20 protein-coding genes and 1 pseudogene are annotated in these 24,808 nt (G+C 51.8%); 11 read left to right on the forward strand and 10 right to left on the reverse strand.

What is annotated here, in order from left to right; translation table 11 throughout:
- A partial coding sequence (gene mgtE / locus Q0499_RS14265; protein WP_299200415.1) for a magnesium transporter occupies positions 1-1,161 on the forward strand: 1,161 nt, incomplete at its 5' end.
- 23 nt (positions 1,162-1,184) lie between these two features.
- Positions 1,185-1,715: a ribosome biogenesis factor YjgA gene (gene yjgA / locus Q0499_RS14270; RefSeq protein WP_299200416.1), complete on the forward strand. Its 531-nt coding sequence runs from the start codon at positions 1,185-1,187 to the stop codon at positions 1,713-1,715.
- A gap of 27 nt (positions 1,716-1,742) precedes the next feature.
- On the opposite strand, the gene Q0499_RS14275 is transcribed toward yjgA, so the two are convergent.
- The 6 genes from Q0499_RS14275 to Q0499_RS14300 all read right to left on the reverse strand — a co-directional run bounded on the left by Q0499_RS14275 (position 1,743) and on the right by Q0499_RS14300 (position 10,808).
- Positions 1,743-5,903, reverse strand: a complete 4,161-nt coding sequence (locus Q0499_RS14275) for an AsmA-like C-terminal region-containing protein (protein WP_299200417.1) — start codon at positions 5,901-5,903, stop codon at positions 1,743-1,745.
- Between the two features lie 56 nt (positions 5,904-5,959).
- Positions 5,960-7,444, reverse strand: coding sequence for a ribonuclease G (gene rng / locus Q0499_RS14280; protein WP_299200418.1), 1,485 nt, complete (start codon positions 7,442-7,444; stop codon positions 5,960-5,962).
- Between the two features lie 236 nt (positions 7,445-7,680).
- Entirely contained in the window at positions 7,681-8,295 is a 615-nt protein-coding gene (locus Q0499_RS14285) for a Maf family protein (RefSeq protein ID WP_299200419.1), read from the reverse strand.
- Positions 8,296-8,316: 21 nt separating this feature from the next.
- A complete protein-coding gene (gene mreD, locus Q0499_RS14290; protein ID WP_299200420.1) occupies positions 8,317-8,805 on the reverse strand; it encodes a rod shape-determining protein MreD in 489 nt (162 codons plus the stop codon).
- Positions 8,798-9,709 carry a rod shape-determining protein MreC gene (gene mreC, locus Q0499_RS14295; protein ID WP_363317806.1) on the reverse strand — a complete coding sequence of 304 codons (912 nt, stop codon included), beginning with the start codon at positions 9,707-9,709 and terminating at the stop codon, positions 8,798-8,800. The genes mreD and mreC overlap by 8 nt, the downstream gene beginning before the upstream one ends.
- Positions 9,710-9,764: 55 nt before the next feature.
- Positions 9,765-10,808, reverse strand: coding sequence for a rod shape-determining protein (locus Q0499_RS14300; protein ID WP_299200421.1), 1,044 nt, complete (start codon positions 10,806-10,808; stop codon positions 9,765-9,767).
- A 156-nt stretch (positions 10,809-10,964) separates the two neighbouring features.
- On the opposite strand from Q0499_RS14300, the gene gatC reads away from it, so the two are divergent.
- From gatC to gatB, 3 genes are all read left to right on the forward strand, one after another.
- Complete coding sequence (gene gatC, locus Q0499_RS14305) at positions 10,965-11,252, forward strand: Asp-tRNA(Asn)/Glu-tRNA(Gln) amidotransferase subunit GatC (RefSeq protein ID WP_299200422.1); 288 nt, start codon at positions 10,965-10,967, stop codon at positions 11,250-11,252.
- A 39-nt stretch (positions 11,253-11,291) separates the two neighbouring features.
- On the forward strand, positions 11,292-12,740 hold the full coding sequence (gatA, locus tag Q0499_RS14310; protein ID WP_299200423.1) for an Asp-tRNA(Asn)/Glu-tRNA(Gln) amidotransferase subunit GatA: 1,449 nt from the start codon (positions 11,292-11,294) through the stop codon (positions 12,738-12,740).
- A gap of 103 nt (positions 12,741-12,843) precedes the next feature.
- Positions 12,844-14,301, forward strand: coding sequence for an Asp-tRNA(Asn)/Glu-tRNA(Gln) amidotransferase subunit GatB (gatB, locus tag Q0499_RS14315; RefSeq protein ID WP_299200424.1), 1,458 nt, complete (start codon positions 12,844-12,846; stop codon positions 14,299-14,301).
- Between the two features lie 163 nt (positions 14,302-14,464).
- Here the strand turns inward: gatB and Q0499_RS14320 are convergent, their stop codons facing one another.
- Positions 14,465-15,115 carry a TorF family putative porin gene (locus Q0499_RS14320; RefSeq protein ID WP_299200425.1) on the reverse strand — a complete coding sequence of 217 codons (651 nt, stop codon included), beginning with the start codon at positions 15,113-15,115 and terminating at the stop codon, positions 14,465-14,467.
- 317 nt (positions 15,116-15,432) lie between these two features.
- Here Q0499_RS14320 and msrA point away from each other — a divergent pair, with 317 nt between their 5' ends.
- A complete protein-coding gene (gene msrA, locus Q0499_RS14325; protein ID WP_299200426.1) occupies positions 15,433-15,903 on the forward strand; it encodes a peptide-methionine (S)-S-oxide reductase MsrA in 471 nt (156 codons plus the stop codon).
- A 54-nt stretch (positions 15,904-15,957) separates the two neighbouring features.
- Here the strand turns inward: msrA and Q0499_RS14330 are convergent, their stop codons facing one another.
- A complete protein-coding gene (locus tag Q0499_RS14330; protein WP_299200427.1) occupies positions 15,958-17,985 on the reverse strand; it encodes an NADPH-dependent 2,4-dienoyl-CoA reductase in 2,028 nt (675 codons plus the stop codon).
- A 177-nt stretch (positions 17,986-18,162) separates the two neighbouring features.
- On the opposite strand from Q0499_RS14330, the gene Q0499_RS14335 reads away from it, so the two are divergent.
- Positions 18,163-18,780: a TetR/AcrR family transcriptional regulator gene (locus Q0499_RS14335; RefSeq protein WP_299200429.1), complete on the forward strand. Its 618-nt coding sequence runs from the start codon at positions 18,163-18,165 to the stop codon at positions 18,778-18,780.
- 40 nt (positions 18,781-18,820) lie between these two features.
- Here Q0499_RS14335 and Q0499_RS14340 read toward each other — a convergent pair whose 3' ends face one another.
- Complete coding sequence (locus Q0499_RS14340) at positions 18,821-19,777, reverse strand: LysR family transcriptional regulator (RefSeq protein ID WP_299200430.1); 957 nt, start codon at positions 19,775-19,777, stop codon at positions 18,821-18,823.
- A 129-nt stretch (positions 19,778-19,906) separates the two neighbouring features.
- Between Q0499_RS14340 and Q0499_RS14345 the strand changes: the two genes are divergently transcribed.
- The 4 genes from Q0499_RS14345 to Q0499_RS14360 all read left to right on the forward strand — a co-directional run bounded on the left by Q0499_RS14345 (position 19,907) and on the right by Q0499_RS14360 (position 24,542).
- Positions 19,907-20,677, forward strand: a complete 771-nt coding sequence (locus Q0499_RS14345; protein ID WP_299200431.1) for a class II aldolase/adducin family protein — start codon at positions 19,907-19,909, stop codon at positions 20,675-20,677.
- 18 nt (positions 20,678-20,695) lie between these two features.
- A complete protein-coding gene (locus tag Q0499_RS14350) occupies positions 20,696-21,673 on the forward strand; it encodes a 2-dehydropantoate 2-reductase (protein WP_299200432.1) in 978 nt (325 codons plus the stop codon).
- A 233-nt stretch (positions 21,674-21,906) separates the two neighbouring features.
- Positions 21,907-23,328, forward strand: a complete 1,422-nt coding sequence (locus Q0499_RS14355) for an RHS repeat-associated core domain-containing protein (RefSeq protein ID WP_299200433.1) — start codon at positions 21,907-21,909, stop codon at positions 23,326-23,328.
- Between the two features lie 479 nt (positions 23,329-23,807).
- Positions 23,808-24,542 (forward strand): metallophosphoesterase, encoded by a 735-nt coding sequence (locus Q0499_RS14360; RefSeq protein ID WP_299200434.1) that lies wholly within the window; start codon positions 23,808-23,810, stop codon positions 24,540-24,542.
- 14 nt (positions 24,543-24,556) lie between these two features.
- On the opposite strand, the pseudogene Q0499_RS14365 reads toward Q0499_RS14360, so the two are convergent.
- Positions 24,557-24,808: pseudogene (locus Q0499_RS14365) on the reverse strand (protein CapI); the annotation flags it as partial.

Genomic DNA, 24,808 nt, shown 5'->3' on the forward strand with positions numbered 1-24,808 from the left:
GACGTCTTACAATACGTCTCCGAAGAGATCAGTGTTCAATTCATGAAGGACATGGATACTGAGCGTTTATTAGCGGTATCTGAACACTTTGATAATGATGACTTAGCAGACATCCTGCAACAGCTTCCTGAAACCTTGGTTAAGGAAGTGCTGGCCTCCATGACCGCACAGAATCGTGCGCGCATGGAATCCTTAATGAGTTACTCTGAGGATTCGGCCGGTGGTTTGATGAACACCGACGTCACCACCGTCCGGACGGATATCACCTTAGAAGTCGTTTTACGTTATTTACGTATGCTCGGTGAGTTACCGGAAAATACCGACAGCTTATACGTGGTTGACCACAATGATCACTACCTTGGCACGTTAAGACTCTCTCAGGTAGTCAGTCGAAGTCGCTCATTATTGGTCAGTGAAGTCATGTCACATCAGGTGGATCCTATTCCAGCGAATATGACTGATCGTGATGTGGCAAGACGATTTGAAAAACATGACATGATTTATGCACAAGTGGTAGATAAAGATAACCGACTACTTGGTCGTATCACGAATGATGACGTTGTAGACGTTATTCGTGATGAAGCAGAGCACTCAATGTTAAGCATGGCGGGCTTAGGCGAAGATGAAGATACTTTCGCAACAGTGAAAAAAAGCGTCAATCGCCGCTCCATCTGGCTTGCTGTTAACTTAATTACGGCTTTTCTTGCCTCATGGGTGATTGGCCTGTTTGAAACAACTATCCAAAAACAAGTCGCGCTGGCTGTTCTGATGCCAATCGTTGCCAGTATGGGTGGTATCGCCGGCAGTCAGGTACTGACACTGATGATCCGGGGTCAGGCCCTGGGGCACGTTGAGCGTTCTAACGCAGGCTGGCTGCTAAACCGCGAGATGGTGGTTGGGGCACTGAACGGTGTGCTCTGGGCACTGGTGGTAGCGGTGATCGCGGTCCTCTGGTTCCAGGATCTAACCATCGGAATTATTATCGCCTGTGCTATCATTATTAATCTATTAGCTGCAGCGCTGGCAGGTACTATGCTGCCGATCCTGTTAAAAACATGGGGGATTGACCCGGCACTGGCGGGCAGCGTTTTGTTAACCACGATTACAGATGTAGTCGGCTTTTTTGCATTCCTCGGTCTGGCTACGTTTTTCTATAGCTAGAGCGGCACACATAAGAGATCTATATGAGTCAAAATGACGATTTTCTCCCTGGTGACGACCACGAATTTGATGAAGAATGGGTTTCAAAAACCCGTCGCAAACGGGAGATGGAAGAGTTACAGGCGCTGGGGGCGCAACTTCCGGAGCTGAATAAAGATCAGCTGGCCAAAGTTCCCATGAGCGATATCCTGCGCGCAGCCGTTGAAGAAGCGCGACGCCTGCCGCCCCGCTGTGAAGCGATCAGACGCCAATTGCAGTATATCGGCCGACTGATGCGATCAGAAGATGCCGATGCGATACAAACCGCAGTGGACCGTTTTGAAGCCGGTAAACAGGCACATCTGCAGGTCTTCCATAAACTGGAGCGCTGGCGAGACCGTTTGATACTGGGAGACAATACCGACCTGGAGGCCTATCTGACCGAAGATTCTGATGCGGATATCCAGTATCTGCGACAGTTGATCCGTAACGCGAAAAAAGAGGCCAGTCTGGAAAAGCCGCCAGCATCAGCCAAAAAACTGTTTAAATACCTGCGTGACAGAGCAGGCGTTTAAGCGGCGAAACAGGCGCCAGTGACCCATCTATTTAAGATCAGATTTTAGCCCGGTGCCGGCATTAGCCGGTTCAGCTTTCTGGAGCAACTCGACTTTAGGGTTGCTCCAGTCGCCTTCCATGGTATAGGTCACTGTCGCAAACTCTTTCTTCACTTCATCCCCGATCAGCTTGTCCAGCAAGAAGGCCAGGCCTGCAATCTGTGGAGCCCCCAGCAATACGGCTGCCAGAGGGATATTATCAGTCACCGGCAGAGTCACCGCCATCTGCTGACTGACGGTTTCGTTGACCAGGTCAATATCGCCACTCATCGCCATATCCACCGAAGGACCACGCATCACAAAGGGCGTGAGGGTGGATGCCACACCGTCAACTATCTGGTAATCACCTTCCATCCGATCAAAACTAACCCCTTTAGCAAACAGATCAGCAAAATCAAGCTTCAGACGCCGGCCCAACGCATTCATATTCAGAATACCAAAAACCCGTAAAATCCCGGTGCCGCTACCAGCCTCAATCAACCGGCCATTACTGGCAATAAACTTAAAACTGCCATCCGCGCTGGCAAGAGCATATTCCCAGGGCGCACCGGCCCACTGTAATTGCAGGTCCGCATCGGTCTTTTCGGTTTCCAACACCGTTGCATAACCGGCACTTTCAAGCGCACGCCCCAGATCTTTCGCTTCAAGTTTAATGTTCAATTCACTTTGACTGACATCACCCGGGCGCCAGATGATATCCCCCCGGGCGCTGAGTTCAGGCAGCTGACCGAGAATGTTCTCAATATAGGTGTTGTTATCCCGATTACGGACGTTAAAACGCCACTGCCCCCAGCGCTTGCCTTTTAGCATCAGGTCGCGAACTGAAATATCCAGATCAGGAACCACCCCCGGCTGCAACGCCCCCGACAACCCGTCCTGCCCATTCAGTTCCGCTATCTCCGCGCTACCCTCTGATGCAGACGCCTGCGAAGGCAACAGAGCATCCAGATTGAGTTTTTCAAACAGTAGCGTGGGCGCAATCGAATCTTCATCCGGAAGCGTTACCTGCAGATTCATATCAGCGCCAACCACACCTATATTCCAACTATCAGGGCGGCTATCAATTGACACCCGGGCACTCTTCATCCACACATCAGAATAGCTCAGCGCAGCAACATCGATTCCACCCTTAACCGCAATCGCCTTACCCGAGCTGGCGTTTGACACTGATGATGCGGAGGAACTATTGATGATACCGGCCCGCTGTAACATTGAGATCAGCTGATCATAATCCAGCTTCTCTAAACGGCCGGAGATCTCCAGCCCGTCATAGGCCGTCGGGCGGGCATCACCCAAACCCAACACCAGATGCCCCCGACTGAGTTGATCATCCTGCAGCTGTAACCAGGCACTTAGCCGCTCACCCGCTTTGATATTAAAAGTCTGCGGCGCTTCAAAATCAGTATGTAGCAGCAGAGGCAATGCCTGCCCGGTTTTTTTACTGTAAGGCGGAATAAGCTCAAGTGCGGTCTGCTGTAGATCGGAACGTACCGTCAGCCCGGAACAGTCCGCGCGGATACAAATATCCAGATCCGCTTCATACGACTGGACCCCATCAGCTACCGCCAGCATATCGATCCCACTCCACTGCCTTAGCTGTGACATAGAAATGGAAGACTGCAGCCGGGCAGTAATTTTTTCTGTCTTGTTTTTGCCTGTTGTTGCAATCGAGGCACTCAGCGGATGACCAAAAAACTGCCCGCTGAGTGACTTTGCATACAACCCCGACTCATTGCGATAACCGATCTCACCCGCCAGTTTATTAACGCTTAGTTTGCGGTTATCTGAAGCCAGAGTAAGGTCGGAAAAAGCCGTGCTGACATCAATATCCGGCTCGCCACCATTCAACGGAATAATAAGATTCAGACGGGTGTCGGTGTTACCAGAGAGTTGCCATTGCTGCAGCTCTTTATTATCACCACCAATGACCGGACTACCCAGTAGTGTTTTGCCAATATCTGCGCTGTCGCCATTGATAGCAGCAATCAGGTGCAGATTGTGTGATCCGGGCGGCAAGTAAACCCAGCCATGCTCTATTTTGCTATCGTAGATCTGCCCATCACTGACACTGATTGCCAACCCCTGATCACGCAGTAACAAAGAGGCATCAGCACCACTCACAGCAGGCCAACCGGGCTGATAGTCAACCGAGGCATCGGCAATATCCATAAACATCTGCACCGTCGGTGGCTGACGTGAGGGGATACTGCGGGTACCGGTATGCAGCATAAAACCACCCTGATTCAGATGCCCCTGTTTAATCGACTGCACGACCCACTGTTTTATTTCCGGGTCGATCTCATGATCAGGTACCAGCTCTGGTGCCAGGCTGCCGTCCGAATCTTTCACTCCAATCAACAGCGTCAGTTCACTCTGAATATCATGCTCCAGTGGCAGATAGAGGCTCCAGCGACCTGAGGCATTGATGCCCGGCTTTTGCACTGTGACATGCTCGCTGCTAAGGTGCAGCGTATTATTCGCCAGACTAACGTGAGTGATTCCACGTGCTGCGCTAAACACCCAGCCCTGATCAAATATTTCAGGAAAATGCAGACCCAGGTTATGACTCTCCAGGTCGATGCGTCCCTGCAGCCCGGCCAAACCATACTCCAGCTGCAGCAAACCGGTGACCCCGGACATAGCCGGAGCACCGTAAGCGGCTTTAAAGGCGACATCCTGAAGGTCCCCCTGCAGCGTCAGCTGCGTCCAGTCTTGCTGCTTATCGGTCTGAGGGCTATCTATTGAAGAGCTTTCTATTACCGAGCTTTCTATTACCGAGCTTTCTATTACCGAGCTATATGATGCAGAACCATCTGCCACAGAACGTGCAGCCTGAGCCCTACGTGTAGCGTTATCTGCCGGGGCCACAGGTGTTTCTATAGCAGGGTCTGCAGCAGAAGAGGCGGTAGCAGCGACAGCGCTGCTGGTCAGAGCATTACTAGTCTGAGCATTGCTATTCAGAACACTGCTGGATTGAACCTCTGATTCGACCACGACCTGTTGCAGCTCATGAGGCTCTGGCCACTGCAGCAATAGATTACGAATCATCCCGGTGGGCGCGACTCGCTCAAGCACAGCCCTGATATCCTCCGGAACAATCGACTGTTGACCTATAAACGCAGCGATTGAAGTGACATTAAACTCAGACAGCGCCAGCGACTCAATGTGCCCTTGCTGTCGATTAATCACCAGCTGAGGCAGATCCAGTAACTGTTCATTAATCAGTGCGGAAAAGTCATCGATCTGTAACTGAAAACGACGCCGCTCCGGCTGCAGCAGCGCAAAGTGTGTGCTCAGATTCTTTACTGATAACTCAGGCATCGTCTGTTGATCAGTGGTCAGCTGCAACCGGCCGGTATCGAGATCACCGAATACCCGGGTAAGACGGCCTGCAGACCAGTTACCCCAGATCTCTGCGCCCAGTTCGAGCTGCTCAAGGGCATCAGGAACCGGAAACAGTTCACGGGCTGCGTCCAGCAATGGTGTATCGATGCCAGCAAGCTTAAGATAAAAATCAAAGTTAGTGGTTTTAGGGTCGAAGCGACCACTATCTGATTCAATCCTCAGAGTGCCGGCAGCCTGTCGCTGCTCGAATGTCACCTGAAGCTCACCGGCAAAATGGTGCTGTCGACTACTGTTTTCCAGATTAAAGCGTTCGCTTTGCAACAGCAACTGCTTGCCCGACGGCAACGTCAGGTCGATCTGAGTATCGTAGAAAAAAATATGCGGCTGCAGCCACAGCGCCGCCAGAGGATCAGCGCTGGATGTCGAGGCATCTGCCTGCTCTTCAGCAGCTGCAGGGTGCGGCCAGCGAACCAGTTTCACCTGGGTATGCAGCGACCAGATCTCGACTTTGCTCAGCACGGGCTGCCATTGCATCAGGCTGCTGACCGGATTCAGTCCCAGTATCAGCTGCCCCAGCTCTATCCGGCCGATATTATGGGAACGGTGATCTGCGATCACGACATCCTGAAGCAATAACCGGGGGAACCGCCCTTCCCAACTGGCATTAATATCGCCAATAGTCACCTCGGTATGCAGGCGCTCGCTCAGATATTGTTCAATTTCTGTGCGGTAATCCAGTACGCCGGGCAACAGCTGTTTCACAACCACGGTGAGCAGAGCGATGGTCAGAATTGCAATGACCATAACCCAGCCCAGCCAGCGGTTTAGCGCTCTTAATATCCGCCCGACTGATGACACAACTATCTTAGCACCACATCATACTGTTCCGGGCCATACATCGGCTCAACCTGAAAACGGATTGTTTTAGCAATAAAAGCCTCCAGTTCAGCAACATGATCCGATAGTTCATCCAGCAACATAGATACCACCCGGTCAGATGCCAGCACCAGATAGGCGTCTGTATCGTAAGCCCGGTGCTGCCGCAATATCTCGCGGAAGATCTCATAGCAGACGGTTTCCGGCGTTTTCACCGAACCACGGCCCTGACAGTGCGCGCAGGGTTCACAGAGAATATGCTCCAGACTCTCGCGGGTTCGTTTCCGGGTCATCTCCACCAGACCCAGCTCTGATACACCGGTGACCTTACACTTCACGTGGTCCTTTTCCAGCACCCGCTCGAGGGTTCGCAGCACCTGACGTTGATGGTCTTCATCGAGCATATCGATAAAGTCGATAATGATAATGCCACCCAGATTTCTCAGCCGCAGCTGGCGACCGATCGCCGTGGCGGCTTCCAGGTTGGTTTTAAAGATCGTCTCTTCCAGATTGCGGTGACCGACATAAGCACCGGTATTGATATCCACCGTGGTCATCGCTTCGGTCTGGTCAAAAATCAGATAGCCGCCAGACTTTAGTTCGACCTTGCGACCCAGTGCTTTCTGAATCTCTTCTTCAATATTGTAGAGATCAAAAATCGGGCGTTCCCCGGGATAGTACTCAAGGATATTGCTGATCTCGGGCACCAGCGCTTCAGCAAACTGTTGCGAGCGCTGAAAGGTCTCTTTGGAATCGACCCGGATACGCTCGATACCCGCATGAGCCATATCCCGCAATGCACGCATATTCAGCGGCAGATCTTCATAGATACAGGAGGGCGCGCTGAACTCCTCGACTTTTCGGGAGATTGAGTCCCACAAGCGGCAGAGAAACACAATATCCTGCTTCAACTCAGACTCAGACACCCCTTCGGATACGGTGCGCAGGATAAACCCACCCACTTTGGTATTCTGGTCCTCCATTCCGGCAACCACCTCTTCCACCGCTTTGCGCAGACGATCACGCTCTTCGCTGTCTTCGATCCGCTGGGAGATACCGATATGCTCATTACCCGGCATATACACCAGGTACCGTGAAGGAATAGAAAGATTTGTTGTCAGGCGAGCACCTTTGGTGCCAAGGGGGTCTTTGGTCACCTGCACGGTCAGTGACTGACCCTCTCGCAGCAATCGATTGATGGTCAGATTGGCTTTGCCGTTATTGCCCGGTTCATAATCATCCGGATGCTGCAACTCGTCTACATGGATAAACGCCGCACGTTCCAGGCCGATATCGACGAATGCAGCCTGCATACCCGGCAGTACACGAACAACCTTGCCCTTATAGATATTACCGACAATACCCCGCCGCTCGGCTCTTTCGACATAGATCTCCTGCGGCATACCATTTTCAATCACCGCGACACGGGTCTCAATCGGGGTAAAGTTAATCAGAATCTCTTCGCTCATAATCCATCCCTAGGAGACCCATCAACAGGCCCCGTCAATATACTCTGGTACTGTACCTTAAAACCGAAAGCACCGTAAAACCGAAAGCACCGTAATTTGGAAAACGCTAATAATTTGGAAAGCTCTTTAACTCAAAAGCTCTGTAACTCAAAAGCTCTGTCATTTAACAGCAGCATAAACTCTACGTTAAACATGAACAAATGCACTGGCACTGTTTCAATGCACGCCAGATCGGCTTATTCCAAATCAGCGCGGAGCTGCCACACCGGAATACCGAACTCATCCAGTAGTACTGCAGTCTCCATCAGCGGCAAACCAACCACGGCAGAGTAGCTGCCATTGATACTCGCGACAAAAACAGCACCCAACCCCTGAATACCATAAGCTCCAGCCTTATCACGTGGCTCACCGCTTGCCCAGTACTGTTCGCATTGAGCCAGACTCAACGTTTTAAAGCGTACATCAGTAGTGACTACCTGAGTCAGAATTCGTTCCCGGTTGGTGATCGCAACAGCAGTCATAACCTGATGTTCAGAACCTGAAAGCTGCTGCAACATCGCCAGTGCATCTTCCCGGTTAACCGGCTTACCCAGAATCATTCCCTCACTGACCACAACCGTATCAGCTCCCAGCACCACCGCACCATCAGCCGCGACCGCCAACCCTGCACAGGCTTTCTCTCTGGCCAGCCGCTCAACAAAGACAGCTGGCAACTCTCCCGCACGGGGTACTTCAGGAATATCAACCGGCCTGACACTGCAGCTAACACCGATCTGTTGCAACAGCTCCAGACGCCGGGGGGATGCAGAGGCAAGCACCAGCTCGGGTATGCTGCTGTTTCTATCAGTCATATTGAAGCCACCAGGTAAACATCAGGAGACCCTGAAAGTTCTGCGTAGCCCTCTCAGGATAATAAACAACCAGGGCCATAGAACCGCACTCATCACCGCAGGCAAGAGAAAGATCAGACTATCACTGCGGGTACCCATCAGGCTGTGAACCCAGTTAAAGATCAATTGATTGATCCCTACCAGTACCATCACCATCACCGCCTGCTGCACCAGCGGAAACATCCTCAGACGTTTGTACAGTAACAGCGTCAGGTAGGCGATAATCAACAGGGACAAAACATTCAACCCCATCGGACTGCCTTTGATCAGATCAAGCCCTAACCCCACCAACGCGGCAGTACCCAGACCAACCCGTTCAGGCAACGCCATCACCCAGTAGATCAGAATCATGGCGACCCACTCGGGCCGGAACCACTCCGCAAACTGCGGCAGAGGCATCTGGCTGAGCATATAGCCCACCAGAAAGGTGGCCAGGATAATCGATCCGCCACCGCCGCCCTGATTATTCACCTTCACTCCCCAGTGCGTCGATACCGGCCTGCTGAGGCTTTAATTTCTCGGTGTGTAATGGTTTATCCTCAGGAGGCAACTCCGGCGCCTGCGGCATGTCCACCAGCAAGATGTGCCGGCTCTTATTCAACATTGCAGCGGGCTCCGCTTTGACCAGCGCAAACGGTTCACCCGGATCTCGCTGCACGCTGACAACTTTAGCAACCGGATAGCCCCGTGGGAAACGTCCACCCAGTCCTGACGAAACCAGCAGGTCACCTTCACGAATATCCGCCGTATCAGGTACATGCACCAGTTCTAGCTGATTCACCGAACCGTTACCCAGCGCAATGGAACGAAAACCGTTACGGTTAACCTCAACCGGGATCGCATGGCGCGAGTCGGTGATCAGCATCGTCCGACTGGTATAATGGCTAACCTCAACCACCTGCCCCATAATACCGCCGGAATCGAGTACCGCCTGACCAACATAGGCATGATCTTCCGAGCCCCGATTAAGAATAATCTGATGCTGGAACGGATCGGGGTTCACCCCGATCAACTCGGTCAGAAAAACATCCTGTTCAAGTCGTTGACGGCCATTGAGCAGTTCGCGCAAGCGCACATTCTCTGCCGTCAGCGCAGACACCTGCTGCACCCGTTGCTTCAGCAACAGAGCTTCCTGACGTAAACGTCGATTTTCGTCAGACAGCTGACTGCGGGTAACCAGAACATCACTGAGCTCATCGGCCACTTGTGCCGGCGCATCGACAACCCATTGCAACGGAGTGATAAGCAGTGAAAGGTAGGAGCGTGTTTTATGCATACTGGACCATTTCAGGTCCAGCACAATCAGCACAATAGACAGCACCAGAAGCACAATAAAACGGGCCCGTAAGGACCCGCTACTGAATATACTAGCGATGGAACACCCCCTGTTGGAATTGTTCCATTAGATTGGGTAAATCAATCATTCAGACTTATTCAAAGGTCAGCAGTTCAAATGCGTGCTTATCCAGCAGTTCAAGAGCACGACCGCCGCCGCGGGCAACACAGGTCAGAGGGTCATCAGCGACGATCACTGGCAAACCGGTCTCTTCACTGATCAGCTTATCCAGGTTCCGCAGTAACGCACCACCGCCGGTCAGCACGATGCCGCGTTCAGCGATATCGGATGCCAACTCAGGAGGACACTGTTCCAGAGCACTCTTGACTGACTGAACAATCGCAGAGAGAGGCTCCTGCAGTGCTTCCATAATTTCATTACTGTTGAGTGTGAAGCTACGGGGAATACCCTCAGCCAGGTTACGACCACGCACATCAATTTCGAGGGTTTCAGAGGTCGGGTATGCAGTACCGATCTCCTGCTTAATCCGTTCAGCGGTCGCGTCACCGATCAGGCTGCCGTAGTTACGACGAACATAGGTGACAATACCCTCATCGAAACGGTCACCACCTACCCGGACAGATTCGGCATAGACAATACCGTTAAGCGAGATAATGGCAATCTCAGTAGTACCACCACCGATATCCACAACCATCGAACCGTTTGCCTCATCGACGGGCAAACCTGCGCCAATCGCAGCAGCCATAGGCTCTTCAATAAGATACACTTCGCGGGCACCAGCGCCCATTGCTGATTCTTTAATTGCCCGGCGCTCAACCTGCGTAGACTGGCAGGGAACACATACCAGAACGCGGGGGCTGGGTGTCAACCAACTATTGCCATGCACTTTACTGATAAAGTGCTGTAACATTTTTTCAGTTACATGAAAATCTGCGATAACGCCATCTTTCATCGGCCGGATCGCGGTAATATTACCCGGTGTACGGCCTAACATCCGTTTTGCATCAGTACCCACTGCTGCTACGGTTTTCTGTGCCCCATTGCTGCTTTGACGAATAGCAACAACTGAGGGTTCGTTCAGTACAATGTCTTTATCGCGAACATAAATAAGGGTATTGGCAGTGCCCAAATCAATAGAAAGGTCACTGGAAAATAGCCCTCGAATCTTCTTAAACATCGGTTGTCCGCCTTAGATTGTGCGACTGCACATTCACTTGATCAAAAAAACAGGCCCACTGTAGCAATGGCGGGGATTTTGGGCAAGCTGCAAATGTGTTAACGTAGCGCTTTATTTAGTTATCAGACCAAATTCCATAGCAATGAGAATCCAATAATGTCTTTAGACCGCACAGACGTCGAAAAGATCGCTCATCTGGCAAGATTAAATATCGCCGAGCAAGATATTCAGGAATATACAGAGAATCTCAGTGATATTCTTAACCTGGTTGACCAGATGCAGGCGATCAATACCGATGACGTGATACCGATGGCCCATCCGATGGATGCGATCCAGCGTTTACGTATTGATGAAGTCACCGAGGGCAACCAGCGTGACCTTCTTCAGACCGTGGCCCCGGCCGTTGAAGCGGGGCTGTTCCAGGTTCCTAAAGTGATCGAGTAATTTCGCACCAGACACCCGTTTTAAGGATTTAAAAACGTTATGTTAGACAAAACACTCGCCGAACTGGCGCAGGGGTTAGCAACTGGTGAATTCAGCAGTGTCGAGCTGACCCGGAGCTACCTTGACCGGATCAACACCGAAGATGCGGCCCTGAACAGCTTCATCACCGTCACCGAAGAGCAGGCGCTGGCTCAGGCTGAAGCCGCCGATCAGCGCCGCGCTGCTGGTGATGCGGGTCCCTTTACCGGCCTGCCGATCGCCCACAAAGATATTTTTTGTACTCAGGGCGTACGCACCAGCTGCGGCTCGCGCATACTGGATAACTTTATCTCACCTTACAACGCCACGGTGATTGATAAATTCAACAGTGCCGGTGCGGTCAGTCTGGGTAAAACCAATATGGACGAGTTCGCCATGGGCTCCTCCAACGAATCCAGCTTTTACGGCCCGGCCCGTAACCCCTGGAACACCGACTGTGTTCCGGGTGGCTCATCCGGGGGCTCCGCTGCAGCAGTTGCTGGCGGCCTGGCACCTGGCGCCACAGGCTCTGACACCGGCGGCTCTATTCGCCAGCCTGCCGCGCTGTGCGGTATTACCGGGCTGAAGCCGACCTATGGGCGGGTATCCCGCTACGGTATGATCGCCTATGCTTCCTCGCTGGACCAGGGCGGCCCAATGGCCCGTACCGCTGAAGACACAGCGATGATGATGAATGTGATGGCAGGTTTTGATCCGAAAGACTCCACCAGCCTTGATCAGCCAGTACCGGATTACACTCTGAGACTGAATGACTCTCTCAAAGGGTTAAAAATTGGTCTGCCAAAAGAGTTTTTCTCTGATCAGATCGATCCGCAGATCACCGCTCAGGTTCAGGCCGCTATCAAGGAGTTCGAAGCACTCGGAGCTACGGTCAAAGAGGTCAGCCTGCCAAACAGCCATCTGGCGATTCCGGCGTACTATATTATTGCACCGGCAGAAGCCTCATCGAACCTGTCCCGGTTTGACGGTGTGCGTTACGGCTACCGCTGTGACGACCCGGTCGACTTGGAAGATATGTACAAACGCAGCCGGGGTGAGGGATTTGGCGAAGAGGTTAAGCGCCGCATCATGGTCGGCACCTATGCCCTGTCTGAAGGTTTCTATGACGCTTACTACAAAAAAGCACTGCAGATCCGACGCCTGATTCAACAGGACTTTGTAAAAGCACTGACAGAAGTGGATATCATCATGGGGCCAACCACACCCCATCCGGCGTTTAAGCTGGGCGAGAAAACGTCTGACCCGGTATCGATGTATATGGAAGATATTTTTACCATCTCCCTCAACCTCGCCGGTATGCCAGGAATGTCGATTCCCTGTGGTTTTGCCAACGGACTGCCCGTTGGCCTGCAACTGATCGGTAACTATTTTGCTGAAGAACGCCTGTTGAATGCAGCGCACCAGTTCCAGCAGGCAACCGACTGGCACAGCCAACGCCCCACCCGCTGAAGAGACCCGTTCGCTTAACAGCGGCCAGGTATGAGAAACAGAATTTAACGCAGCAGATGTTCAGGCTAAATCCTTAACACCACTGCAAGATGAGGTTTACAGAATGGAATGGGAAGCAGTCATCGGGCTTGAGATTCACGCCCAACTGGCGACTAAGTCCAAAATATTTTCCGGCGCCAGCACCGCGTTTGGTGCTGAGCCAAACACGCAGGCCTGTGCGGTTGATCTGGCACTGCCTGGCACGCTGCCGGTCTTCAATGCTGAAGCATTGCGGATGGCCGTGTTATTTGGTCTGGCGATTGATGCTGAGATCGGTCACACCTCGGTGTTTGACCGGAAAAACTATTTTTACCCGGATCTGCCCAAAGGCTATCAGACCAGCCAGCTATTCCACCCGATTGTGGGTATCGGCCATGTCGATATCGAGCTGGAAGATGGCTCAACCAAACGTGTTGGTGTCACCCGGGCACACCTTGAAGAGGATGCCGGTAAATCTCTGCATGAAGAGTTCCCGAGCATGACCGGTATCGACCTTAACCGGGCAGGAACTCCTTTGTTGGAGATCGTATCCGAACCAGATATGCGCAGCGCTGAAGAAGCGGTCGCTTACGTGAAGAAGATTCACGCCATCGTAACCAACCTGGGGATCTGTGACGGCAACATGTCCGAAGGCTCATTCCGGTGCGACTGTAACGTCTCAGTGCGCTACAAGGGCGAGGAAAAGTTCGGCAACCGGACTGAAACCAAAAACATCAACTCCTTCCGTTTTATTGAAAAAGCGATTAAAGGCGAGATTATACGCCAGATCGATATTCTGGAAGATGGCGGTCATATCACCCAGGAAACCCGCCTCTATGATGCTAACAAAGATGAAACGCGTTCAATGCGTAGCAAGGAAGAAGCGAACGATTACCGCTATTTCCCCTGCCCTGACCTGCTGCCCATCGTTATCGATGATGAGTATGTCGAAAAACTTCGCAGCACGCTTCCGGAACTACCGGATGCCCGTAAAGCACGGTTTATCGAGCAGTATCAGCTGAGTGAATACGATGCGATGGTGCTGTCGGCCTATCGGGATCTGAGCCACTATTTTGAAACCGCCGCTCAGGCTGCTGACGATGCCAAGCTGACCGCTAACTGGGTGATGGGCGATCTGTCAAAACATCTGAACCAAAACGACACCGATATCAAAGACTCTCCGGTCACCGCCGAACAACTCGGTGGCCTGCTGTTGCGCATCAAAGACAACACCATTACCGGCAAACTTGCCAAGCAGGTGTTTGAAGCGATGTGGGCGGGAGAAGGCAGTGCTGACGAGGTCATTGAAGCCAAAGGCTTGAAACAGGTCACTGACACGGGTGCGATTGAGTCGATGGTCGATGACGTGATCGCCGCTAACCAGACCCAGGTTGATCAGTATGTCAGTGCAGAGCCGGATAAGCGTGGTAAGATGATCGGCTTCTTTATGGGTAAAGTGATGCAGGCCTCCCAGGGCAAAGCAAACCCCGGGCAGGTTCAGGGATTGCTAAAACAGAAGCTGGATGCATTAGCCAACAGCTGACCATCAAAAACAGTATTCAAAGCCGGTCTGCGTGGTAAACACAGGCCGGTTTTTTTATTGAAAAAATGTGCAAAAAAATGCCCCGACATCGCTGCCGGGGCAAAACTAGTTTACGTTAAATACTGGGGGAGAGGCACAAGCCTCTCCCTTTAAACCAAACATTTTAGAACAGATCAAAGCTCTTGCTGATGGTAAAGGTCAGCTTGTCGGTATCACTTACCCAGGCATTGGCAGAGTTGTCGTCATCCGGGAAAATTGCCGCAACCGACATATCCAGACCTTCGTAAGTCATGCCATAACCGGCTTCGAAATAGGAACCATCAACTTCGTCACCATAAACACCATAGGTCAGGTAAGCACCTTCATACTCACCGGTGATGCTGGCAAAAGTGTAATCCACATCGGCAGAACCCGGCGCATCTTCCAGAGTACCAATGTTGTAAGCAACAGAGATCGGGCCATAACCCGCACTCAGGTTATATTCAAAATACTTGCCGGTATCAGAGTCATCATACAGGTAGGTTATTACACCAACGCCATAACTGAAATCCTCATACGAGCCGTTATAACCACCGTACAGGTCATACTCAATATTATTTGGCAGTGATGCCAGCCAGGTACCCGCATAGAAGCCCATGTCGCTTTCATAATCCAGACCACCCATCATGCTGGCATTACCGCCATCGCCAGACTGGTCGAGACCTCGGAACCAATAATCACTCATGGCACCCACATTGGCGGATACTCCGGCAAAACTGGCAGCAGAAGCCGATAGCAGAGCTGAAGCGATAAGCGTTTTAGTAAGCTTTTTCATTGACGTTCCCCTTACAGATAGTCTTTTTGCAAAGCAAAAGAGTTATTAACTGAGCAAAAAGGATAGCAAGCAGCACGCCAACAACGTGCTATTCCATTATTTATCAACAACTTGACTAAAAACATACGAATCTGACCATGACAAACAGGAACTAGAAAAGCGCACGCAGTGCTGCGCTGCACCAAAAATTAACATTTATGTCATCAGGCTGTCATTTGCCAAAAAAACAAAATAAAAATGATCCAAAAAGGAAAAAATCCGTCTAACATCTATATATAGGTGAGAACAACAGAACAGAAACAGACAGGAGCAGTAGCATGCCAACCGCAACATTTGCAGCAGGATGCTTTTGGGGAGTGGAATCACGCTTTGCCAACACCCCTGGGGTGACGTCAACCGCCGTAGGCTATATGGGTGGGCATACTGATAATCCCACCTATAAGGATGTATGCAACAGGACGACCGGCCATGCAGAAGTGGTACAGCTGGAGTTTGATGACCAGAAAATAAGCTATGACACACTCCTGGATATTTTCTGGCAGATGCATGACCCAACCACCCTCAACCGACAGGGTCCGGATATTGGCGATCAATACCGCTCTGCAATTTTCTATCACACTGACCACCAGCGAATCATGGCTGAACAGAGTAAAGTCGTGCTGGATAAAAGCGGTATTTTCGGTAACCCTATCGTCACCGAGATCACGCCGGCCCCGGCCTTTTGGCGAGCGGAAGAGTATCACCAACAGTATCATGCCAAAAACGGCCATGGAGGCTGCGCTATCTGAAACGAAAAAACCGGGAAAATCTCCCGGTTTTTTATGTATCTCAATCAGACTGCCTTATATTGTCAACGCCAGACGGGTGCCCTGATCTATCGCCCGTTTGGCATCCAGCTCCGTCGCCAGATCTGCACCACCGATCAGATGGAACGGTTTATCCAGCCCCTCGGTCAGTTCCCGCAAGGATTCCTGCCCGGCACAGAGCACAACATTATCGACTTCCAGCAAGCGGTCTTCACCATTGACACTGAGATGTAAACCGGCATCATCGATACGCTGATATTCACAGCCGGATAACATCTCCACATGGCGATTTTTCAGACCTAATCGGTGCGCCCAGCCGGTTGTTTTTCCTAACCCATTACCCACTTTAGAGGCTTTACGCTGTAACAGATAAATCTGTCGCGCCGCAGGTTCCGGCGCGGCCTTAACACCCTCTACGCCCCCCCGGGACTGCATACTCATATCCACCCCCCATTCGCGCATAAAGGCGGGAATATCCTGACTGGTTGATGGCCCCTGATGGGTCAGGTATTCACTGATATCAAAACCGATCCCCCCGGCACCAATCACCGCGACGTTATGGCCAACGGCAGCACCGCGAACCACATCCAGATAACTGAGGACTTTAGGGTGATCCTTACCTTCAATATCGGGTACCCGGGGGATAATGCCGGTAGCGATAATCACTTCATCAAAATCACTCTGCTGTAACTCATCCACGGTCACCCGGTGCTCCAGCTGAAGACTCACGCCATCAAGCTCTATGCGGCGACCGAAATAGCGCAATGTCTCGTTAAACTCCTCTTTGCCCGGGATCTGTTTGGCAATATTGAACTGCCCACCGATCTCCGCGGCGGAGTCAAACAGGGTGACGTCATGCCCCCGCTGCGCCGCCGTGGTCGCAAACGCCAGACCGGCAGGGCCAGCCCCCACAACAGCCAGCTTCTTAGGTTTATCTGTAGCGACAACCTGCAGTTCAGCTTCATGACAGGCACGGGGATTAACCAGACAACTGGTCAGTTTTCCGACAAATATATGGTCCAGGCAAGCCTGATTACAACCGATACAGGTATTGATCTCATCACTGCGTCCCTCTGCAGCCTTGCGCACGAACTCCGGGTCTGCCAAAAATGGCCGGGCCATCGATACCATGTCTGCATCACCACGGGCCAATACCTGTTCAGCTACCTCCGGGGTATTGATCCGGTTAGAGGTGATCACCGGCACGGACAGCGCTTGCCGCACTTTAGCGGTCGCCCAGGTAAAGGCGGCCCGGGGCACTTTCGTTGCAATGGTCGGAATACGCGCTTCATGCCAACCGATTCCGGTGTTAATAATCGTCGCTCCCGCCTGCTCAATCGCTTTACCTAAGGTGACAATCTCGTCGTAACTGCTTCCCCCTTCTACCAGATCGAGCATCGACAGCCTGAAAATAATAATAAAATCGCTACCAACCCGCTGCCGTATCCGCGTCACGACCTCAACCGCAAAACGGATCCGGTTGTCATATTCACCGCCCCATTCATCATCACGCTGATTGGTGCGACGGGCGATAAATTGATTGATAAAGTACCCCTCCGATCCCATCACCTCAACACCATCATAACCGGCCTGCTGGGCAAGCCCGGCACAACGGGCGAAATCGTCTATCTGTTGTTCTATCTCAGCAACCGTTACTTCATGGGGAGGAAAAGGGTTAATCGGCGCCTGCTGTGCGGATGGCGCAATCAACTTGGGATTGTAGGCATAGCGCCCCGTATGCAGAATCTGCATACAGATCTTGCCGCCTTCGGCATGCACTCTGTCGGTAACAATGCGATGACGCTCGGCATCCTCCGGCGTCACCATCATCGCCCCGCCAGCAAATACCCCGCCTTCAGGATTTGGGGCAATGCCGCCGGTAACAATCAGACCAACACCACCTCTGACCCGCTCCGCATAAAAATCAGCCATCCGCTCAAAACCATTGGGCACCTCTTCAAGTCCAACATGCATTGACCCCATTAGAACCCGGTTTTTCAGTGTGGTAAAACCCAGATCAAGCGGCGCTAATAGATGGGGATAGTTGTTGGCAGTAGTGCTCATATTTTGTTCCTCTATATTCTTATTCTGAATCACGCGTCCATCACCTGACTAACGTTGCAATACGGCATATTTCTGATGACTCTGTCTATCAGGCAGAGTTACACAAACCGCAAACTAGACAGCGTCAAGATAAAGCGATATTTTGACACTGTCAAGATTGATTGATAAATTGCCTCCATGAAACAGAACAGCCCCACATCAGCATCGCGCAACTATCACCACGGTGATCTCTATCCATCACTGCTGCACGCGGCAACTGAAATGATCGCTGAAGGTGGCACCGATAGCCTCTCAATGCGTAAACTGGCTGACCGTGTAGGCGTCTCCCGCACCGCCCCCTACCATCATTTTAAAGATAAAAACGCTCTGCTATGTGCGATTGCGGAGCAGGGATTTGAGCGGGTGGAAAAACTCCTCGATGAGATACGGACAAAAGCGGCTACGGAACAACAGACAGCGCTTTTTTCTGAGTATGTTCATACTTACATAGAGCAGGCTTATGAAAACCGGGAACAGTACGATCTGATGTTTGGCCGGGAAATATGGCGCAATGGCGTTGCCACTGCATCATTGCAAAAGATATCCCACCAGCATTTTAAAAGTTGGCTAAGCTGGATCGAATCCCTCTGCAACCAGGGCTTTATTAACTCCGGCGATTCGCCATTAAGAACAGCGCAGGTCTGTTGGGCCACACTCCATGGTCTGTGCCGCCTGCTAAATGATGGCATCTATACCGAGCAAAGCAGCATGTCCCAGATAGTCGATAGCGCTGTCAACATGATGTTTAAACCATAATCGCAACAGCGACGCTCTCTCCCAGCCAGCCCTGTCCAGATTAACCCTCTGCAGAAATAAACTCGCCACGCCAGTGCCCGGCACGATGCTCCTGCCGGACAACATCATGAATCAGTGGGATAACTGCACGCATCAGCGAACTACGGGGACGGTTGGCCGCCGTGGAGATATACACATCGCGCTCGATTGAGGGGTCAGTAATCTCAAGCGCATGGATCTGCCCGGTTTCCTCCAGATGATAAAACGAGGAAGAGGGACTCAGCAGCATGCCATAGCCATCAGAAACATAACGCAGGGTTGTCATCAGCTGGCCAAAGGCAGGTTTTTGCCGCACCTTAACACCGGTCTGCTGCTCATACTGGCGCAACACATAACCCAGCGAGTCTTGCCGACCGGTCACAATCACCTCGTGTTGAGCAAACTCAGCAAAGGAGATATGGGAACGGTTGCGCAGTGGCGCCTGGGTACTGACCTGAGGTGACGTCCCCATCGCCAGATAGAGTTTCTCCCGGAACAACGCTTCCCGGGTAAGCTGCTTCATATCACTGCCATCCGGCGAAGAGATCGCCAGATCAATCTCGCCACTGAGCAACTGTGCTGACAGGCTATAGGAAAGCCCGGCAAACAGATCCAACTCTATTTTTGGATAGCGCTGCTCCACCAGCTTCAATAATGGCACCGAGACAACGTTGCCAATCGGTTGCGTCATACCCAGAACCAGCCGACCTGCGGGTTCCTGCTCCGACTGTCGAATATCCAGTTTCGCCTGCTCAACCTGACGCATGATTGATTCAGCATGCGCCCTGAAAAGCTGACCACTTTCAGTCAGCCGTACGCCGCGATAATCACGATCGAACAGCGAGGCGCCCAGCTCATGTTCAAGATTCTCCAACTGCAGACTGATACTCGGTTGCGCAATATCCAGTTCCCGTGCAGCTGCAGATATACTGCATAACTCGGCAGTTTTAAGAAAATAGATCAGTTGTTTGGTATTCATAACGGCAGCATATAAGAAAAATATTGAGCACTACAATATTTATTGTTCTTTTTATTGCGGCTGGTTTAATTAATATCGTCATAAACATCACCCCCAATATAAATGAGGATAGAAACATGAGGATAGAATATGTCTTTGGCTAACCGTTACTATGAGCGCCCCTCCAGATTCAGCGAAGCGGAGTGGAATGCCCGGGTTGATCTCGCTGCGATGTATCGTATTTTCGCTTACCAGAAATGGGATGAGTCGATCTATAACCATATCTCTTTGCGCGTTCCCGGTGAAGATGGGCACTTCCTCATCAACCCCTTTGGTCTGCATTACAGCGAAGTCTGCGCATCCAATCTGGTTAAAGTTGATATTAATGGCAACATCATCGGTCACTCAGACTGGCCTATCAATCCAGCGGGTTTTACCTTCCACAGCCAGATTCACGATAAAGTCGCCGGCGGCCACTGCGTCATGCATGTTCACACCACAGCAACACTGGCGGTGTGCTGCTTAGAAGAGGGTCTCTCTTACAGCAACTTTTATGCAGCGCAGTTGCACGATAAAATCGCCTATCATGAGTTCGAGGGGATCACCGTCCATATAGATGAGGGTGAGCGTATACTCGCCAGCGCCGGGGACAAACCGGTACTGATGCTGCGCAACCATGGCCCGGTGGTGATCGGTAGCAACCTGGCCCAGGCCTTTGCCCTGATGTGGCTGGTAAATCGTGCCTGCGAAGTGCAGTGTGCCTCTATGGCGATGGGAAAAGTGCGCGAGATCCCTGAAGAGATCGTGAAGAGATGTACCAGAGACTCACTGAACTTTGATCCTAAGTTTGGCGCGGGTGCTGACGTATTTGCAGCGATGAAACGAATCGTAGAAAAGCAGGACCCATCCTATAAACGTTAATCTGAGCAGGACCCCGTCATGAAAGTATGTATATACGGAGCAGGTGCCATCGGTGGACTCATTGCAGCACGACTCGGTGCTGCCGGGGAAACTGTTACAGTAATTGGCCGGGGCGATACTCTGCAGTCACTGCAGCAAAACGGGGTTGGACTGACAGAACATGATCAAACCCGTTTTTATCCGGTGACGGCGGCGTCCTCAGCGGATAACCTCGACGCTCAGGACCTGATCGTTATCGCGGTTAAACAACCATCGATGAATCCAATCATCAAAAGAATTAAACCCCTTATCGGCGAACACACACGCGTCCTTCTGGCGATGAATGGCGTCCCCTGGTGGTTCTTTGATGGTCTGCCAAATGCACCACAAGATGCAGTTTTGCGCACGATCGATCCTGATGGTGATCTACGCAACTATGTTCCCAGTCATCAGATTATCGGTTGTGTCGTTCACCTTGCCGCCGCCGCAGTTTCTCCAGGCATTATCCGTTTAAATATGGGCAATAACCTGATCATAGGCGAGCCCAGTGGCGAGCTGTCAGAATCAACTCTACAGGTTGCAGACCTGTTACAACGTGGCGGATTCAATATTGAGGTGTCCAAAGAGATTCAACGGGATATCTGGCACAAGTTACTGGGCAACATGACCATGAATCCGGTCTCCGCCCTGACCCGCGCGACAGCTGATCACATACTTGATGACCCACTGGTGAATCAGTTCTGCTGCAAAGCGATGCACGAGGCCCTGGAGATCGGCAATCTGATTGGCTGTGTTGTTGAGCAGACGCCCGAAGAGCGAAACACAACCACCCGTAAACTTGGCGCGTTCAAAACCTCAATGCTGCAGGATATTGAAGCGGGACGGCCGCTGGAATATATGGCTCTGATTGGCGTGGTATATGAAATTGCGCAAAAACTGAGTAAAGAGGTGCCCTATATCGCTGCACTTTACGGGTTAATCCGGCAACTGGACAACAGCCAGCAACGGACTGACTAAAACAGACGGCCTGAATCAAAAAAGGGCCTGGCAGACAATTTAGATGAAAATTGACTGACAGGCACCCTTCAAAAGCCCTCTTCAAAGACACTCTTTAGCAGCGCCTATTTATTGACGTTACTTAGCCAGTGAGCGGAACATCTCCAGCGCAGCAGCACCATCAACGTTTTTAGCCTTTGCCGTTTCAACCCACTGCGCCGCCCCACAGCTCTGGGCTGGATAGTCTGGGGGCAGTGAAAGCGCCGCAAACCCGTTATCTGCACAAAGATAACCTGGGCAGTGTCGACACCATTACCGATGCGGTGGGTAATATCGTCGACCGGATGAGTTTTGATCCTTTCGGTGGTCGCCGCCAGAATAACTGGCGTGAAGCCACGGCGGGCGTCAATCTGATCCCCGTGTTGACCAACCGCGGCTTTACTGGCCATGAGCATCTGGATGATGTGGGTCTGATCCATATGAACGGTCGGGTCTATGATGCGGAGCTGGGACGGTTCTTGAGTGCGGATCCGAATGTGCAAGCACCGTATGCGACTCAAAACCTGAACCGCTACGCGATGAACAATCCGCTGAAGTATACCGATCCGAGTGGATTCTTTTTTAAGAAGCTTTTCCGTAGTATTAAGAAGTTTGTGAGCAATGCGGTTAAGTTTGTTAAGAAGTATTGGCGGGTTATTGTAGCGGCGGTAGTCACCTATTATACATTTGGAGCTGTTCAGGGATGGGCGCTAGCAAATGTTGGTACTTCCTGCTCGTTAGTCACCGCAAATGTCATAGGTGGTGCAGCAGCTGGGTTTGCTGGAGGGTTAGTCGCTAGTGGCGGAGATTTGAAAGCCGCCACTATCGGTGCACTAACGGGTGCCGCAGGTGGGCTTATTGGTGCGAGCAGTGCCTTCGGGAGTGTTGGTGATGTGACGGCTGGCCGGGTGCTTGCGCACGGTGTTGTAGGTGGCATAAGCTCTAAGGCTCAAGGCGGTAAGTTTAGCAGTGGTTTCCTTAGTTCTGCATTTACAAAGTCGGTATCGGGACGGATTCAGACTATAGCCGGAGAGAACCAAGTCGGTGGTGTTCTCGCCAGTGCTGCTGTTGGTGGTACGGCCTCAGTCATCGGTGGTGGTAAATTTGCTAATGGTGCAGTGACTAGTTCATTGCAGTATGTGGTTAATCAGATAGCCACGAATCCAGGAAAGAATTATCTTAAAAAAATGCAACAGACTTTTTCTGCGCTGAAGCTTTCAGTAACTATACCTGCACAAGTTATCGAGGACTTCGGTGGGGATTCTGGGGGCTCTGATTTATCATTCACTGTTGGAATAGCGAGTGATTCTTCCTCTGGTTTTGGGGGGGATATGGGGATAGTATTTTCAAGAGAGGCATCTGCAGGCATTGGTAGTGGATTTGGCGCATATGTCGAGTACGAGACTGGTACTGGAACTCTTCAAGATTATGCGGGGTCTGGGTCATATATAGAAGCAGGTCTAGGTATTGTCAGAGTACAGGGCTCACTTTCAGATAGTGGTCAGTCATATCAAAGTATATCTTGGGGTGGCGGATATTCTCTATCAGGTGGTCGAACGACAGCTACAGTTTTCTCAGTTAGATCATTATTCAATGGCGGTATATATGATTCAGGTTGTAACAAAGCGATATGCTAGAGTGACTCGAGTATGATTGTAAAATTTTTCATGCTGTTAGGCTTGATTATATCAATGGTCTACTGTTTAAAAGGATTGGCTTTCTTGCTCAGTTTCTTTTACTCACTATGGTTCAAAGGGATGTTTGATCATAAAGCGTTAACAAAGTCCGTTTTTTACATTGGTGTTGTCTTATTGTTTTTATTCTTTTGCGTAAATAGCGGTCTTCTAAAAATGATTCCGCCTAAATAAATGGGGTCATAATGAAGCTCCCCCAGTTTAACGGATACTTTTAATTAGCAGATCAAGGGGTCAGAGTTGATCCGAATGGGCGTGAAACCCTGCGGCAAGGCCTGAGACTGGCCTCGAGGGCCGACAGGGCCGGGGCCCGGTTGCACCGCCTCTCTCTGGCGCGTATTTGAGAGAGGGAAAGAGACCCCTGGCGGGTCTTTTCCTTTTGTTGCCTCGCAAGGGCGCTGCGGGAGAGGTGAGCCTGATCCATGCTACCCAATCTATTGCACAGACTGGGCGGTGCGCGGCGCCAGACTCTGCCCTGCCCGGACCGCCCCCTGGCCGTGATTGGCGATGTGCATGGATCCCTGGGCCTGTTGCAGGATCTGTTGGCCAAGCTGCCCTCTGACGCAGAGGTGGTTTTGGTGGGGGATTATATTGACCGCGGAGAAGACAGCGCCGGGGTCTTGCGCTTTCTGTCTGATCGGCCGGATCTGATCTGCCTGCGGGGCAACCATGAAGACATGATGCTGCGGTTTCTGGCTGACCCCAGCCGCCATGGTCCCCGCTGGCTGCAGCATGGCGGGGTGCAGACGCTGGCCTCTTTTGGCATTGCCAGTGGTCCCGCCAGTGCGACCCGCGAAGGCCTGACAGACTGCCGTGATGCGCTTTTGGCCGCACTGGGGACAGAGCTGCTGGATTTTGTGACGCAGCTTTTGCCCAGCTACCTGTCGGGCAATGTCTTGGTGTCCCATGCCGGGGCGAACCCTGCGGTGGCACCGGAGGATCAAGATCCGGCTGTTCTGGCCTGGGGGCATCCCGATTTTGACAAGATCCCGCGCCGGGATGGCATCTGGGTGGCCTATGGCCATGTGATACAGGATCGCGCCAAGGTGGCGCAGCGCAGGATTGCAATTGATACCGGGGCCTATGCAACGGGCAGATTGTCTGCTGTCTACCTGGCACCAGGGGCGGAACCAGCCTTCATGTCTGTGCTGCGATAAGGCCAGATCCTGAGCTAGGGAGAGTGATCCCCATAGTAGCTGCGGTACCAGTCGACAAACTGCGCGACCCCCTCTGTCACGTCGGTTTTTGGCGCATAGCCTGTCAGCCGCCGCAACAGCGCGGCATCTGCCCAGGTTGCGGGCACATCGCCGGCCTGGATCGGCATCAGGTTCTGCTGTGCCTTGATCCCCGTTGCGACCTCGATTGCTGTGATAAAGCTGGTGAGCGGCACACTGTCCGAATTGCCGATATTGACCACGCGCCA

Origin of the sequence: uncultured Amphritea sp. (assembly GCF_937127095.1) — a bacterium.
Lineage (GTDB): Bacteria > Pseudomonadota > Gammaproteobacteria > Pseudomonadales > Balneatricaceae > Amphritea.

What these genes read in the sequence shown, in the direction of transcription:
- Q0499_RS14350 (WP_299200432.1), top strand. Translation starts at nt 20,696, where the DNA reads ATGAAAGTATGTATATACGGAGCAGGTGCCATCGGTGGACTCATTGCA.
- Q0499_RS14335 (WP_299200429.1), top strand. Translation starts at nt 18,163, where the DNA reads ATGAAACAGAACAGCCCCACATCAGCATCGCGCAACTATCACCACGGT.
- Q0499_RS14345 (WP_299200431.1), top strand. Translation starts at nt 19,907, where the DNA reads ATGTCTTTGGCTAACCGTTACTATGAGCGCCCCTCCAGATTCAGCGAA.
- rng (WP_299200418.1), bottom strand. Translation starts at nt 7,444, where the DNA reads ATGAGCGAAGAGATTCTGATTAACTTTACCCCGATTGAGACCCGTGTC.
- gatB (WP_299200424.1), top strand. Translation starts at nt 12,844, where the DNA reads ATGGAATGGGAAGCAGTCATCGGGCTTGAGATTCACGCCCAACTGGCG.
- msrA (WP_299200426.1), top strand. Translation starts at nt 15,433, where the DNA reads ATGCCAACCGCAACATTTGCAGCAGGATGCTTTTGGGGAGTGGAATCA.
- gatA (WP_299200423.1), top strand. Translation starts at nt 11,292, where the DNA reads ATGTTAGACAAAACACTCGCCGAACTGGCGCAGGGGTTAGCAACTGGT.
- Q0499_RS14340 (WP_299200430.1), bottom strand. Translation starts at nt 19,777, where the DNA reads ATGAATACCAAACAACTGATCTATTTTCTTAAAACTGCCGAGTTATGC.
- Q0499_RS14320 (WP_299200425.1), bottom strand. Translation starts at nt 15,115, where the DNA reads ATGAAAAAGCTTACTAAAACGCTTATCGCTTCAGCTCTGCTATCGGCT.
- Q0499_RS14330 (WP_299200427.1), bottom strand. Translation starts at nt 17,985, where the DNA reads ATGAGCACTACTGCCAACAACTATCCCCATCTATTAGCGCCGCTTGAT.
- gatC (WP_299200422.1), top strand. Translation starts at nt 10,965, where the DNA reads ATGTCTTTAGACCGCACAGACGTCGAAAAGATCGCTCATCTGGCAAGA.
- Q0499_RS14275 (WP_299200417.1), bottom strand. Translation starts at nt 5,903, where the DNA reads ATGGTCATTGCAATTCTGACCATCGCTCTGCTCACCGTGGTTGTGAAA.
- Q0499_RS14360 (WP_299200434.1), top strand. Translation starts at nt 23,808, where the DNA reads ATGCTACCCAATCTATTGCACAGACTGGGCGGTGCGCGGCGCCAGACT.
- Q0499_RS14285 (WP_299200419.1), bottom strand. Translation starts at nt 8,295, where the DNA reads ATGACTGATAGAAACAGCAGCATACCCGAGCTGGTGCTTGCCTCTGCA.
- yjgA (WP_299200416.1), top strand. Translation starts at nt 1,185, where the DNA reads ATGAGTCAAAATGACGATTTTCTCCCTGGTGACGACCACGAATTTGAT.
- Q0499_RS14300 (WP_299200421.1), bottom strand. Translation starts at nt 10,808, where the DNA reads ATGTTTAAGAAGATTCGAGGGCTATTTTCCAGTGACCTTTCTATTGAT.